Source organism: Chitinibacter sp. GC72 (assembly GCF_009760905.1).
Taxonomy (GTDB): domain Bacteria; phylum Pseudomonadota; class Gammaproteobacteria; order Burkholderiales; family Chitinibacteraceae; genus Chitinibacter.
Window position 1 is genome coordinate 55,631 of sequence record NZ_VIRW01000015.1, and the last position, 13,591, is coordinate 69,221.

Consider the following 13,591-nt stretch of genomic DNA (forward strand, 5'->3'; position numbering starts at 1 on the left):
TGCTTTCATTGTGGTTTAACGCCGATCCGAAGCCGGGCGAGGGCCTGCCTGCAGCCCGGCAAACAGATCCGGCTGCTGCTCATGGCCTGAGGCAGCTGGCTGATCACTGGCTGCGGTATCTTGGGGTGCCGCTACAGCATTGCTTGGTGCATTGCTGGTAGCTGGAGGGGTGTCATCGCTGTGGGTCAGCCTGAAATCGGCTTCAAGCTCGCTGAGCGCCTGACGGGTTTCAGCCAGCGGCTGATGGATGGTGTTTTTAATCGCCGCTGTTTCAGCTTCGATTTCCTGCTGAATCTGTGCCAGCTCGCTCGCCTGCATTTCCCGCTGCAAATCGCTTTTCACATTATTGACAAAGCGTTGCAAGCGTCCGAACAGCATCCCTGCCGTGCGTGCCACTTTGGGCATTCGCTCAGGGCCGATCACGACCAGCGTCACGACCCCGACGAGGAGTAGCTCCCCCATGCTGACATCAAACACGGCTTACTTCTTGTCGCTTTCGCTGGCGTCAATCACCCGCGCCGTATCCGGTTTTTTGCTAGCGTCGTCTTCACCCTTCACGCCATCTTTAAAGCCCTTGATGGCCGAGCCCAGATCTTTGCCGACATTGCCCAGCTTTTTGGTGCCGAACACTAAAACCACAATGGCCAGTACAACAAGCCAGTGCCAAATGCTGAATGAACCCATGATGAACTCTCTATTAGGGGTATCGCTGTCAGAGCCAGTATATATCTGGCCTACAGTTAATTACTGTTGTGGGGTACCTAGTATGTGCAGGTGAAGGTGGAAGACTTCCTGTCCTCCGGCCAGCCCGGTGTTGATTGCGGTTTTAAAGCCCGCACCCAGTCCTTGCTCGCGTGCCAGCACCGGCGTGAGCGCCAGCATTTTGCCCAGCAGCGCCTGATCGTCTGCAGTGCAGTCGAGCAGTGATTCGATATGCCGCTTAGGGATCAACAGCAAATGAACAGGTGCAGCCGGACGAATGTCCTTGAAGGCAATCACATCATCGTCTTCATACACCTTGCTGGCAGGAATCTCGCCTTTGACGATTTTGCAAAAAATGCAGTCATTCATAAAGAGGCTCCTTATGCCGGTTTGCGGGCGGCTTTTTCTTCAATGCCGGAAATGCCTTCGCGGCGTGCCAGCTCGGCCAGCACGTCATCGGCGCTTAAGCCTTCGTATGACAGCAAAACCAGCGTGTGAAACCACAAATCGGCCACTTCACGTACCAGATGCAATTTGTCGCCATCTTTGGCGGCCATAATGGTTTCCACGGCTTCTTCACCCACTTTTTTCAAAATGGCTTCTTGCCCCTTGCTGTAGAGCTTGGCCACATACGAGGTGCTGGCATCGGCGTGACGACGTTCAGCGAGGGTTTGTGACAAACGCTCCAGAATTTCGGCGGAAATCATGTCTAGCTCCAAAAATAACAATCCGATTATATTGCACCTAGATGACAAGTTTATGTCGTGCTAAGGGGCTAACTCTTAAGGGTGAGGGCTCTGGCCATAAATGGCCTGCGGGTCTTTCAGTACGTCCTCGGTGACTTGCCACTGACCATCAATCAGCGTGCGAAAGAAACAGCTTTCGCGGCCGGTATGGCAGGCAATCCCGCCTTGCTGGCGGATTTTGTAGATCAGCACGTCGCCATCGCAATCGAGCTGAATGTTGGAAACATGCTGAAAATGCCCCGATTCTTCGCCCTTGTGCCACAGCTTCTGGCGCGAACGCGTCCAGTAGTGCGCCGTGCCTTTTGCTGCGGTTAGCGCCACGGCCTCGCGGTTGGCGTAGGCAAACATCATTACGCGGCCTGTTTGCTCATCCTGAGCGATGACCGGAACCAGCCCGGCGTCATCGTATTTGATTTCATCAAGCCAGCTCATTGCAAGACCACCTTTTCTGCCGTGAAATCGGCTGCCGGGGTGTAATACACAACCCACTGGCGCGTTTCATTGGCTTTGATTTGACCAAGTTGACCTTCCATTTTCACCGCCTGAACAATCTGGCCGTTGGCGTCGACCACGCTGGGTGGATGCTTGAAATTGTGATCAACTGCCGATTTAACCGTGAGAAACAGCGTCAGCTCGTTTTTCAGGCCGTGCCGCATATTGTCGACTTCCATCGAGACATTGGCCGGCGTTTGAATGCTCATATCACACGCCTGTGCCAGTGTGGCCAGCAGAAATAATGTCAGCGCTGCGATCTGTTTCATACTCTGTCCGTCCTGTTAAAAGCGAACTTCAATGCCCGCGGCGTGCATGGCTTCTTTGGCCTGCCGAACCGAATATTCGCCAAAATGGAAAATACTGGCGGCCAATACCGCATCGGCATGGCCTTGTTTGACGCCATCAACCAGGTGCTGCAAATTGCCCACGCCGCCAGAGGCAATCACCGGAATATCAACTGCATCGGAAACTGCGCGCGTTAGCGGCAGATTAAAGCCGATTTTGGTGCCGTCCCTATCCATACTGGTGAGCAAGATCTCACCTGCGCCCAGCTGCTGCATTTTCAGCGCCCATTCTACGGCATCAAGCCCCGTGGCGCGGCGTCCGCCGTGCGTGAATACTTCCCAGCGGCTATTGCTTGCATCAGTCGCTTTGGCGTCAATCGCCACGACAATCGCCTGGCTGCCAAAGCGGCTGGCGGCTTGCTCGACCACTTCGGGGTTCGATACTGCAGTGGTATTGATACTGACTTTGTCGGCTCCTGCATTGAGCAGGCGGCGGACGTCGTCTGCTTTGCGCACGCCACCACCGACGGTGAGCGGAATGAATACTTGCGAGGCCACCGCCTCGATCACATGCAAAATCAGATCTCTATCATCACTGGAGGCGGTGATATCGAGAAAAGTCAGCTCGTCTGCGCCCTGATCGTTGTAGCGCTTGGCAATTTCAACCGGGTCGCCCGCATCGCGCAATTCAAGGAAGTTGACGCCTTTGACCACGCGACCGGCGGTCACATCAAGGCAGGGGATAATACGTTTGGCTAATGGCATATTTTTTCCGCGCCAGCCCTGCTGAAGGACTGGCTACTATTCTTGCTGTTGGGCTTTCCAGCTCGCCCACACGGCTTGTGCTGTCTCGGCGTACTGGCTCAGTCCGCCGGCAAATTCGGGTGTAAACCACTGGGTAAACACATTAAAAATAACAAACTGCACGTCTTCGACGCTCATGCACTGCGGCAGGCTGCGGATGATGCTGCCGACTTCGGGTGCGTAGCCTTCCGGCTCGCCCACCAAGCGAATCATCATCGGGTCGGTGTCGAATAGAATCTGGCAGACTTCAGCAAACCAGACTGGATTGGATTCCCGCAGTAGCTGACCAATTTGTCGCTCTTCGGTGGCCCAGTCCAGCCATTCGGGCTTGCTGCCGTCTGCCTCGCTCATGGCGTTTAGTCGCAAAGCTCGTCGGCTAATTCCTGCGCCTTGGCAAAGTCGATGGTGCCTTCATAGATTGCACGGCCGGTAATCACGCCTTCGATGCCTTCTTCGGCCACTTCGCACAGCTTGCGTACGTCGTCCAGATTGGTCAGGCCGCCCGAAGCAATCACCGGAATCGTCAGCGCTTGCGCCAGCTTCACCGTGGCTTCGATATTGACGCCAGAGAGCATGCCATCACGGCCAATATCGGTGTAGATCACGCTTTCAACGCCATAGCCTTCAAAGCGCTTGGCCAGATCAATCACTTCGTGATCGGTGATTTTGGCCCAGCCATCGGTGGCGACCATGCCGTCTTTGGCGTCAAGGCCAACGATGATCTGCCCGGGGAAAGCGTCACAGGCTTCGTGCAAAAAGCCCGGTTGCTTAATCGCAGCGGTGCCGATGATGACGTAATCAATCCCAGCGTCCAGATACATTTCGATGGTTTCCAGTGAGCGGATACCACCACCGAGTTGCACTGGCACTTCGCCATTGATTGCTTTCAGAATCTGCTTTACCGCCGCCAGATTTTTGGGTTTGCCAGCAAACGCGCCATTGAGGTCCACCAGATGCATGCGACGCGCGCCCTGACCTAGCCAGTGTGAAACAAAGCTGGCCGGGTCGTCGGAAAATACCGTTGCATCGTCCATTTCGCCTTGGCGTAAACGAACACATTGGCCGTCTTTAAGATCAATTGCAGGAATAATCAGCATGATTTGAAAGCATATAGTGAGGGGGTTGAATAAATTAACGGTTTGTAATTAAACGACATTTCATCGTCCGGTCACAAACTTTACAGTTTCCAGTGTACGAAATTTTTCAATAATTGCAGACCGGGGGTGTGACTTTTCTCCGGGTGACACTGAATCGCAAAAATATTGTCCCGTGCCACGGCCACGGCAAAGCGCGAAGGGTAGGCCGATTCAATCACGGTATCTGCATCGCTGTCGGGCGCAAAGTGATAACTATGCACGAAATAAAACCGTTCCGCATCGCTAATACCTGCCCACAGTGGGTGAGGCTGTTTGATGAACATTTCGTTCCAGCCCATATGCGGTACTTTGAGTTTTTGCCCCTGAGCATCAATCATATTTTCCGGCTTGAATTTAACAACCTTGCCTTTGAATACGCCAAGGCAATCCATATCGCCTTCTTCACTGTGTTCAAACAGTAATTGCGCGCCAACGCAAATGCCCAAGAATGGTTTGCTCGCAGCCGCGTCAAGCACGGCTTGTTTGAGGCCGCTCTCATTGAGTTCGCGCATGCAATCGGGCATTGCACCTTGGCCGGGGAAAACCACTTTATCAGCGCTGGCAACGACTGCCGGATCGGCAGTCAGAATAATTTTGGCATCGTCACCGGCGACCAGCTCGAACGCTTTGGTGACCGAGTGCAGATTGCCCATGCCGTAATCAACAATTGCAATGGTTTGTGTCATCTCAACCTACCAGCGTGCCTTTGGTTGACGGGGTAATGCCGGCCATCCGTGGGTCGAATTCAACGGCCATGCGCAAGGCGCGGCCCAAGGCTTTGAAAATCGTTTCGGCCTGGTGGTGCGCGTTTTTGCCTTTCAGATTGTCGATGTGCAGGCTGATCGCGGCGTGATTGACAAAGCCACGGAAAAATTCGCCAAACAAATCAACGTCAAAGCCGCCGATCATCGCGCGAGTGTATTCGCACTCGTATTCCAGACAGGGGCGACCCGACAGATCAACAACGACGCGCGAAAGCGCTTCGTCGAGCGGCACATAGCTGTGACCGTAGCGCACGATGCCTTTTTTATCACCGACCGCCTTGGCAAAAGCCTGGCCAAGCGTGATGCCGACATCTTCCACCGTGTGATGTGCGTCGATATGCAAATCGCCAACGGCTTTGATTTCAATATCAAACAGGCCGTGGCGAGCTACCTGGTCGAGCATATGCTCGAAAAAAGGTACGCCGGTATCAAATTTGCTCACGCCTGTGCCGTCCAGGTTCAGCGTGATCGTGATTTGGGTTTCCAGTGTATTGCGAGTAACGGTAACTTGGCGCATCGATGATTCTCGTATAGGGCAATGCCGATCAATACTGCATTTTCCAACAGATTGGCCTTGGCGGGAAGCGCCATGGCGTGAAATCCCGACAATGGCGCAAGAAAAAGCCGGATCGGGCGGTACAAAGCGGGTCAATGTTTCGGGCAAATGCTTTTAATTGCGCAAGGCGTGCCTGTCTGGCGCAAGACAGCCGCAAGCCCTGGTTCAGGGTTGTAAGAGGTCGTGTGGCAACTGCAGCAGCAGATCATCAAAGATCTGCCAGTCGTTCAGGCAGCGGCACATCAGGCGTACGCCTTCCAGTCGGGCAATTGCGCTAATGGCCCGCTGGCGGGCTTGCGCCTGGGCGATGCCGCTGTCGCAAATGACCTGCTGCAGCGCCGCGATCCATTCCTGCACGGCGATACCCATATCCTGGCCAAACAGCGTGCGTGCATTGCCCATGGTGTAGACATCCAGTGTGCTGGCTTGCTCCTTGTTGGCCTCGCTAATCCGCACGAATTCCATAAACCGTGCCAGCCTGTGTGCCGGTTCTCCGGCTTGGCGCAGTAAATCCAGCCCGCTTTGGAACCACACGCCCTCGGCCTGCAGGACTGCGCTGGCCATTTCCACTTTGCCATTGGGAAAATGGTGGTAAAGGCTGCCTTTGCCCAGGCCTGTGGCCTGGCTGATCAGGCTTAATGACGCGCCATCGTAGCCATAGGTGTGAAACACCGTGCGCAAATGCCGGATTAATTCGTCGTGCGTAATTGCCAAAACTGCCTCCTTGTCGGTTTGCTTTGGCTCGCGCGGGGGCGCGCTGCGGTGCAAACGGTTAAAAGTTTAACGGAAAAACAGCTGCGCTTGACAAGGCTGGGAGATTTGATCGAGCATTAAACCAAACGATCGGTACAATTCGATGGTTTTACTTTCTCAGACCCAAGTTTGGAGTGTGTAATATGTTGAAATCGCTTTCTGTTAAAGCCGGATTGCTGGCAGCCCTGTGGTTGGGTATGACCATCACGGCGCATGCCGCCCCGACCAGTACCGACCTTCTCAATGCCTACATTCAGGCCTGGAGCGAAAAATCGCCCGAGCAAAGGCAGAAACTGCTGGGCAAACTGGTAACCGATTCGGTGCGTTACAGTGATCAATTCAATCAGGTGAAATCCAGAGCTGCGCTCAATGAGATGATCGGCACATTGCACGAGCAGATTCCGGGCTTGCGCGGTGAAATTATCGGCCCGGTGCGTTTTATCGATGCGGCGGCGCTGTTTGAATGGAAAGTCTACAACGAAGCCGGTGAGGCGCTGTTTTATGGCGTAGATGCCGTGCAATTTGCCGAAGATGGCCGCCTGCAGCGGATTGATGGTTTTATGAATGTGGGTTTGAAATAAGGAGTTTGTTATGCGCCTGTCTTCCGGTTTGATTTTGGCCAGTCTGATGCTCTCGCACCTTGTTCTGGCGCAAACGCCACCGCGTTTGCGCACGCCCGTGATTGATAATCGCGGACAAGTCCCGGCCGCTACGCTGGAAAGGCAGGCGCAGCAGTTTCCTGCGACGTTTTTCCTCGAAGGGGCGGGCGATAAAAAGGAAATTGCTTTTACCTTTGACGATGGCCCCAGCGCCGATACGCCTGCCTTGCTTGATGTATTGAAAAAAGAAAACGTCAAAGCCACTTTTTTCTGGCTTGGGCAAAGCGTTTTGCAACATCCGGACATTGTGAAACGGGCGCTGGCCGAAGGGCATGTGCTGGCTAATCACAGCTTTAGCCATCCTAATCTAAGCAAAATGGCCGACGATGCACAGTGGTGGGATGCACAGTTGCAAAGAACGCAGCAGGCGTTTCAAAAAGTAGTCGGCTTTCAGCCGGCGATGATGCGCCCGCCGTATGGATTTTTGAATGACAGCCAGATCAGCAAACTCAAAGAGCAGGGCATGACGGCCATTTTATGGTCGGTCGATAGCGCAGACTGGTATCACATCTGGCAAAACAATGCCGATGACGTGGCCAGCGGCAAAATCGATGTCGTGATCAGGCAGTACATTCACCCCGAAGCGATTGTGCTGATGCACGACGCCGGTGGCCGTGGTCGCCAGCCCACCGTGATGGCTGTGCAAGCGCTGATTCCGGCTTTGCGCGAGCAGGGCTATCGCTTCACGACGGTGGATCGCTTGCTGGGCATTCCGGCCAAGCTGCCCGCATCTGCCAAGGCCAGCACTGTCGCGCCTTGAGTGTCTGGTTGGTTTTTTTCTGGGGGTATAGCTCTATCTGCATTGCATAGATTGCCTTGTAGCCATATACGTTGCAATGTATTGCATGCGCGGCCTTTGTGCTACAAAGAGAGCTTAAGAGGAATGCTATGCCCGCCAATCCAGCCAGCCTGCGCCAGATGCAGCTTGACGCCATTCAAGCCCGGATTTTTACCGAGCCCGAGTCCGCACGCAGCCAGTGCCATGTGCTGCTGAATGCGGCTCGGGATGCCTATGACGTCCACACTTTTATCGCCGCAGCACTGCAGTTATCGCTGATCGAAGATCAGCTGGGCGATTTTGCCAGTGCGATCAATCTCTTGTCCGAGTCGATGGCGTATGCGCAGGAGTTCCGGCTGTTTCAGCTGATGCCGGCCATTCTGGAGCAGCTCGGTTGCTGTCATTATTCGCTGGCGCACTATCCGCAAGCGCTGGCCTACTGGCAGCAATGCGTGCTGCTGTGCGGCCACCAGAGCGAGCTGAGTAAAACCCGTGGGCTGGCGCTGGTTGGTCTGGGGCGGATTTGCGATGCGCTGGGCGATAACCGGCTGGCTGTGATTATGCATAAAGCGGGCTATCAGCTTTTGCTGGGCACGCACGACCCTTACCTGATCACGATGGCGCAGATCAATTGGGCGGTGAATGTGCTTAAACTCGCCGACTATCCGCAAGCCCGCCAGCTACTGGACGCCGCCCTGCAAACCAGCCAGGAAAACCAGCTGCCGCATCATGCGGCCGAATGCCTGTTCAGGCTGGCGCAAATTGCGCTGGCGCAGGATCAGCTGGACGAGGCCGAAATGTGCATTGAAGAGGGCTTGCTATGCGTCAGCAATACACCTTATCACTGGGTGGAGGTCAACCTGCTGGCTGAGTGGGCCGAATTGCTGGCGCGGCAGGGCAATTGGCAGGAGGCCTATACCGCAGTGCAAAGGGCTTTGCGGCTGGCTGAGGAGGATGCATTCAAGCATCTGGAAATGCGGCTACTGCGCCAAGCGCAGCGCAATGCCAGCGAGCTGGGGCTGGCGGCGCATGCCGCAGAATACGAAAGGCGTGCGGCCTTTTTGCATCTGCACCTGCATGATCAATTGCTGCCGCCCGGCAGTCTGGAGCTGGGAGGCCTGCTCAGCTTGCTGGAAACAGAATCAGGGTGATCTTTCGATCACCCTGATTCTGGGTTATTGCGTTTCTATTTAGTTGATTTAGTTGGCTTTCAAGCGCAGCTCGGCCGCATTGGCGTGCGCAGTTAGCCCTTCACCGTGTGCCAGTACCGAAGCGATTTGCCCCAGTTTTTGCGCGCCCACTTCCGAGACCTTGATCAGGCTGGAACGCTTCTGGAAGTCATACACGCCCAGCGGGCTGGAGAACCGCGCGCTGCGGGCGGTTGGCAGTACGTGGTTCGGGCCGGCACAGTAGTCGCCGAGAGATTCGGAAGTGAATTTACCCATGAAGATCGCGCCCGCGTGGCGGATTTTCGGCAACAAGGCGTCCGGGTTTTCGACGGATAATTCCATATGCTCTGGTGCGATGTAGTTACAGATCTCGCATGCCTCGTCCAAGTCTTTCACCACAATCAGCGCGCCGCGATTGTTCAGCGAAGCGGCGATGATGTCTTTACGTGGCTGGGTATGGATCAGGCGCTCAATGCTGGCCTGCACTGCATCGACATACCCCGCATCCGGGCACAGCAGAATCGACTGGGCAATTTCGTCGTGTTCGGCCTGGCTGAATAAATCCATCGCCACCCAGTCCGGATTGGTCGTGCCATCGGCCAGTACCAGAATTTCCGACGGGCCAGCGACCATATCAATGCCGACAATGCCAAACACCGCGCGCTTGGCGGCGGCGACGTAGGCATTGCCCGGGCCGGTGACTTTATCGACTTGCGGCACGGTTTGCGTGCCATAGGCCAGTGCGCCAACGGCCTGCGCGCCGCCAATAGTGAATGCGCGTGACACGCCTGCCACATAGGCTGCGGCCAATACCAAATCATTGCGCTCGCCCTTCGGTGTTGGCACGACCATGATGATTTCGGCTACGCCAGCGACGTGCGCCGGAATCGCATTCATTAGCACCGAGGATGGATACGCGGCTTTGCCGCCGGGTACATAAATCCCAACGCGATCAAGTGCCGTCACCTGCTGGCCGAGTAGCGTGCCGTCTTCGTCTTCGTAACTCCACGAGCTCATTTTTTGCTTTTCGTGGTAACTGCGTACGCGAGCGGCGGCGGCTTGCAAAGCGGTGGCCTGATCGGCGGGAAGACGCTCGAAGGCGGCTTTGAGCTCGGCCTGGGTTAGCTCCAGATCGGCCATTGAATGGGCGCTGGTGCCATCGAATTGATTGGTGTACTCAACCACGGCCGCGTCGCCGCGCGCTTTGACATCGGCCAGAATCGCCGCCACGCGCTGATCGACTTGCGGATCTTGTGAGGTTTCAAAGGCCAGAAGGGCGGTGAGATCGGATTGGAAATCGGCGGAAGTGGAATCTAAACGGCGAATCATGGCACAGATCCAAAGTAATTTTTTATGGCGTAATTATACCTGTACTTGTGGTGTGCGCGGCTGAACCTCGCTGTAAATCGAGTTTGCTTCAGCGCTGCGTTTGTGTTGATTAGGTTTGCGGCGAGGGGCTTCGGACAATGATTGCGCAGCAGTGGTGTCCAAGAGTACAGCATGCCGGGCTTCAATCTGAATCTGCCTCAAGCTGGCCAGAGAGCCATTGAAATACGGATAGCCTTGTCACACAAGGAAGATGTGTGACGCGAGAGGGGATTTGTCCTCATATTCTGTGGCCGCAGTAGGTCGCCTCGCTCAGAGTGCAATATACTATTGGCATGTGGATATGCCCTATATGGGTATGTGGCTGAAAGTCTTTATATAATTGGGCTTCGGAGGTATACGTTTTGCAGCTTGGTATGCTGTCATTGTGATTTAGCCGCGCTGTTTTGATTTCTGCTCTGATGGCTTGTTGCCGCCAGTCTTTTTTCTAAGTGATTCCACGCTTGGGTAGTTTGCCTTGACCTATAAGGGAATACTGCCTTTTTTTCTCTCGGTGCATTTAATGCCAGCGCCGATTGACCACACAATATTCAAATGAAAGGACTATGGAATGCCCCTATTTGGAGTGCAGGCCAATCCGCCCGCTTCAGGCTCCCCCGCGGAGCTGGATAATCTGAACGCGACTGACACGCTCATCGCTGATGTTTCTGCTGTCCCAGCCCCGCTGATCGTGGGTATTGGTTGCTCTGCGGGCGGGCTGGAGGCATTGGAAGCGTTCTTTTCACAGGTGGGCTACGATTGTGAGGCCAGCTTTGTTGTTGTTCAGCATCTCGACCCTGACCATGAAAGCCATTTGGCTGAAATTTTACAGCATGTGTGTGTTTTGCCAGTGCAGGAGATTGTGGACAAGACGCCCGTGCAGCCGGGTTATGTCTATGTGATTCCTGCAGGAACAGATTTGTCCATCCGGCATGGCATTTTGCAGCTGTCTCATCCCTCTGGTAGCCGGGGCTTGCGTTTGCCAATTGATTTTTTCTTTCGCTCGCTCGCTGATGATCTGGGCGTGCGTGCGATTGGCGTGGTGTTGTCAGGGATGGGGTCAGATGGGGTCTTGGGTTTGGCTGCGATTAAGGCCAAAGGAGGCTTCACTCTCGCCCAGCTGCCAGCAAGTGCCAAAGCCGATAGTATGCCCCGCAGTGCGATTGAAGCGGGAATCGTCGATTTAATTGATCTGCCTGATGCTTTGATTGAGCCGATTGGTGATTACGCCCGGCAGCTGGTGACGCCTTGCCTGCATAGTGTGGCAGTGAGTAGTTCGAGCGAAATAGAGCAGATTCTAGATTTGCTTCGTGCAAAAACCCACCATGATTTTTCCCAATACAAACCCAATACCTTGCAACGTCGTATTGAGCGTCGTCTCGTCCTGCATCAAATCGAGTCTACCGCGGCGTATGTTGATTACCTGCGCAACAATCCGCAAGAATGCGAGCTGCTATTTAAAGAGCTGCTCATCGGGGTGACCCATTTTTTTCGAGATCCATTGGTGTGGGGGTTTTTGCAATCGATTGGATTTCCTACCTTGTTTGCGCGTCATGCCGATGGCAAAATTTTTCGCGCTTGGGTGCCTGCCTGCTCTTCAGGTGAAGAGGCCTTTACGCTGGCGATGTGTTTTGTCGAGGCTTTGGAGCAGGGCAAGCCCTCAGCTGCGTTTAGCCTGCAAATTTATGCTACCGATTTGGATGCGGACGCGATTGATCGGGCGAGAAGGGGGCTGTATCCGGCCACTTTGTATGATTGCATTTCACCCGAGCGCTTAAAGCGCTTTTTTGTGCAGGAAGAGGCTGGATATCGTATCTGCAAAGAAATCCGTGCGATGGTGATTTTTGCACAACAAAACATAATTTCGGATCCGCCGTTTACGCGCCTGGATATTTTATCGTGCCGTAATTTACTGATTTATTTTGACGCACAATTGCAGCGCAAGTTATTGCCATTGTTTCATTACGCGCTTAATGACAGTGGCTTGCTGGTGCTTGGTAGTTCCGAGAGCATCGGGGGGTTTCAGGATTTATTTATGCCGCTGGATCAAGCCTTGCGGATTTTTTTACGCTTAAAACAAGTGGTACAACCTTCTTTACTCAGCTTTACACCAAATATCAAAAATATGAGACAGTCCCATCCATTTCCGGTCGCGCTTGATGCTCATGATAGTTTAGAGCATCTCACTGATCAGTTTATTCAGCAAAACTACGCCCCGCCTGCAGTATTGGTGAATGCAACCGGTGATATTTTGTATATCAGTGGCCGTACCGGCAAATACCTTGAGCCTGCAGCAGGCAAGGTCAATATCAATATTCATGCCATGGCTCGTGAGGGCTTGCGCGAAGCGCTAACAGGCGTCATTCGCAAGGCGCTGGAACATCCTCAGCCAATTATGCTGCGCGGTTTGCAAATCAAATCAGGCGTGGGGGTCACGACGGTGAATGTGACTGTGCGGGGGATTGAACAACCCGAACGCTTGCGTGGTCGGGTGCTCATCGTTTTTTATGATTGTCCTGTGCAAACCACAGAGCTCGATAAGGCCGTTACCACAGATCGGGAACAGGCACTGGAATTGGAGTTAGCGCAAATGCGCGCGACTTTGCAGCAAACGCACGCTGAAATGCAAAGTGGCTTGGAAGAATACAGTGCCGCATTTGAGGTCTTGCAATCGACCAATGAAGAGTTGCAATCGACCAATGAAGAATTAACTACGTCGAAAGAAGAGCTGCAATCTCTGAATGAAGAAATGCAGACGGTTAATGCCGAGCTGCAAGCCACGGTCGATGAGCTCAATTGGGTTCGTAATGACATGACCAATTTGCTAAATAGCACTGAAATCGCGACGATTTTCCTCGATAGCCAGATGAAGCTACGCCGTTTCACGACCCATGCCACGCAATTATTCAAATTAATCCCGCGTGATGTTGGTCGCTCACTGACCGATATTGTGAGCGAGCTTGAATACCCGCAACTTAAAGAGGACGCGATTGAAGTCCTGCGCTCTTTGGTGTTTCAGGAAAAACAAGTTAAAACAATTTTGGGGCGTTGGTATCGGGTGCGGATTATGCCTTACCGCACCTTGGACAATGTTATTGATGGTGTAGTGATTACCTTTATTGATATTGCTGAAGTAAGTAGTTCCTTGCAACTAATTGGAATGAATTTTGCTTCAAAATAGGCTCTTCATAGGAGCCAAGCTTGAAACGTAATCTTTTAGGTCAACCACTCACGCCCGATGAAATCGTCATGTTAGAGAGCATGGCGCAACAGCATCATCACGCCAATTTTCGCCCACGCGCCTTGGGTTTATTGGCTTTGCACGAAGGAGAGTCGCCCAAGACCGTGAGCAAAATATTACGCATGAGCGAACAAATGGT

General features: G+C 53.7%; 17 protein-coding genes. 4 read left to right on the forward strand and 13 right to left on the reverse strand.

The window, feature by feature from the left end; genetic code table 11:
- Positions 1-15: 15 nt before the first annotated feature.
- From tatB to FLS37_RS12330, 12 genes are all read right to left on the reverse strand, one after another.
- Positions 16-477 (reverse strand): Sec-independent protein translocase protein TatB, encoded by a 462-nt coding sequence (gene tatB / locus FLS37_RS12280; RefSeq protein ID WP_157670238.1) that lies wholly within the window; start codon positions 475-477, stop codon positions 16-18.
- A 3-nt stretch (positions 478-480) separates the two neighbouring features.
- Positions 481-684, reverse strand: coding sequence for a Sec-independent protein translocase subunit TatA (gene tatA / locus FLS37_RS12285; RefSeq protein ID WP_157670239.1), 204 nt, complete (start codon positions 682-684; stop codon positions 481-483).
- Positions 685-744: 60 nt separating this feature from the next.
- Positions 745-1,071 (reverse strand): histidine triad nucleotide-binding protein, encoded by a 327-nt coding sequence (locus tag FLS37_RS12290; protein ID WP_157670240.1) that lies wholly within the window; start codon positions 1,069-1,071, stop codon positions 745-747.
- Positions 1,072-1,082: 11 nt separating this feature from the next.
- Positions 1,083-1,409 carry a phosphoribosyl-ATP diphosphatase gene (locus tag FLS37_RS16775; protein ID WP_198314611.1) on the reverse strand — a complete coding sequence of 109 codons (327 nt, stop codon included), beginning with the start codon at positions 1,407-1,409 and terminating at the stop codon, positions 1,083-1,085.
- A 75-nt stretch (positions 1,410-1,484) separates the two neighbouring features.
- Positions 1,485-1,880: a phosphoribosyl-AMP cyclohydrolase gene (gene hisI, locus FLS37_RS16780; RefSeq protein ID WP_198314612.1), complete on the reverse strand. Its 396-nt coding sequence runs from the start codon at positions 1,878-1,880 to the stop codon at positions 1,485-1,487.
- Positions 1,877-2,209 (reverse strand): hypothetical protein, encoded by a 333-nt coding sequence (locus tag FLS37_RS12300; protein WP_157670241.1) that lies wholly within the window; start codon positions 2,207-2,209, stop codon positions 1,877-1,879. The genes hisI and FLS37_RS12300 overlap by 4 nt, the downstream gene beginning before the upstream one ends.
- Positions 2,210-2,224: 15 nt before the next feature.
- Positions 2,225-2,992 carry an imidazole glycerol phosphate synthase subunit HisF gene (gene hisF / locus FLS37_RS12305; protein ID WP_157670242.1) on the reverse strand — a complete coding sequence of 256 codons (768 nt, stop codon included), beginning with the start codon at positions 2,990-2,992 and terminating at the stop codon, positions 2,225-2,227.
- Positions 2,993-3,028: 36 nt separating this feature from the next.
- Positions 3,029-3,382 carry a hypothetical protein gene (locus FLS37_RS12310; protein WP_157670243.1) on the reverse strand — a complete coding sequence of 118 codons (354 nt, stop codon included), beginning with the start codon at positions 3,380-3,382 and terminating at the stop codon, positions 3,029-3,031.
- Between the two features lie 5 nt (positions 3,383-3,387).
- Positions 3,388-4,128 (reverse strand): 1-(5-phosphoribosyl)-5-[(5-phosphoribosylamino)methylideneamino]imidazole-4-carboxamide isomerase, encoded by a 741-nt coding sequence (gene hisA, locus FLS37_RS12315; protein ID WP_157670244.1) that lies wholly within the window; start codon positions 4,126-4,128, stop codon positions 3,388-3,390.
- Positions 4,129-4,208: 80 nt separating this feature from the next.
- A complete protein-coding gene (gene hisH, locus FLS37_RS12320) occupies positions 4,209-4,853 on the reverse strand; it encodes an imidazole glycerol phosphate synthase subunit HisH (protein WP_157670245.1) in 645 nt (214 codons plus the stop codon).
- Between the two features lies 1 nt (position 4,854).
- Positions 4,855-5,448, reverse strand: a complete 594-nt coding sequence (gene hisB / locus FLS37_RS12325) for an imidazoleglycerol-phosphate dehydratase HisB (protein ID WP_157670246.1) — start codon at positions 5,446-5,448, stop codon at positions 4,855-4,857.
- A 204-nt stretch (positions 5,449-5,652) separates the two neighbouring features.
- A complete protein-coding gene (locus FLS37_RS12330; protein WP_157670247.1) occupies positions 5,653-6,201 on the reverse strand; it encodes a TetR/AcrR family transcriptional regulator in 549 nt (182 codons plus the stop codon).
- A gap of 182 nt (positions 6,202-6,383) precedes the next feature.
- On the opposite strand from FLS37_RS12330, the gene FLS37_RS12335 reads away from it, so the two are divergent.
- The 3 genes from FLS37_RS12335 (at position 6,384) to FLS37_RS12345 (ending at position 8,828) form a co-directional block, all read left to right on the forward strand.
- Positions 6,384-6,821, forward strand: a complete 438-nt coding sequence (locus FLS37_RS12335) for a nuclear transport factor 2 family protein (RefSeq protein WP_157670248.1) — start codon at positions 6,384-6,386, stop codon at positions 6,819-6,821.
- Positions 6,822-6,831: 10 nt separating this feature from the next.
- Positions 6,832-7,659, forward strand: a complete 828-nt coding sequence (locus FLS37_RS12340; RefSeq protein WP_157670249.1) for a polysaccharide deacetylase family protein — start codon at positions 6,832-6,834, stop codon at positions 7,657-7,659.
- Between the two features lie 128 nt (positions 7,660-7,787).
- Entirely contained in the window at positions 7,788-8,828 is a 1,041-nt protein-coding gene (locus FLS37_RS12345) for a tetratricopeptide repeat protein (RefSeq protein WP_157670250.1), read from the forward strand.
- 48 nt (positions 8,829-8,876) lie between these two features.
- Here FLS37_RS12345 and hisD read toward each other — a convergent pair whose 3' ends face one another.
- A complete protein-coding gene (hisD, locus tag FLS37_RS12350) occupies positions 8,877-10,175 on the reverse strand; it encodes a histidinol dehydrogenase (protein WP_374756837.1) in 1,299 nt (432 codons plus the stop codon).
- A gap of 607 nt (positions 10,176-10,782) precedes the next feature.
- Here hisD and FLS37_RS12355 point away from each other — a divergent pair.
- Positions 10,783-13,392, forward strand: a complete 2,610-nt coding sequence (locus FLS37_RS12355; RefSeq protein WP_157670251.1) for a chemotaxis protein CheB — start codon at positions 10,783-10,785, stop codon at positions 13,390-13,392.
- The last annotated feature ends 199 nt before the right edge of the window (positions 13,393-13,591 follow it).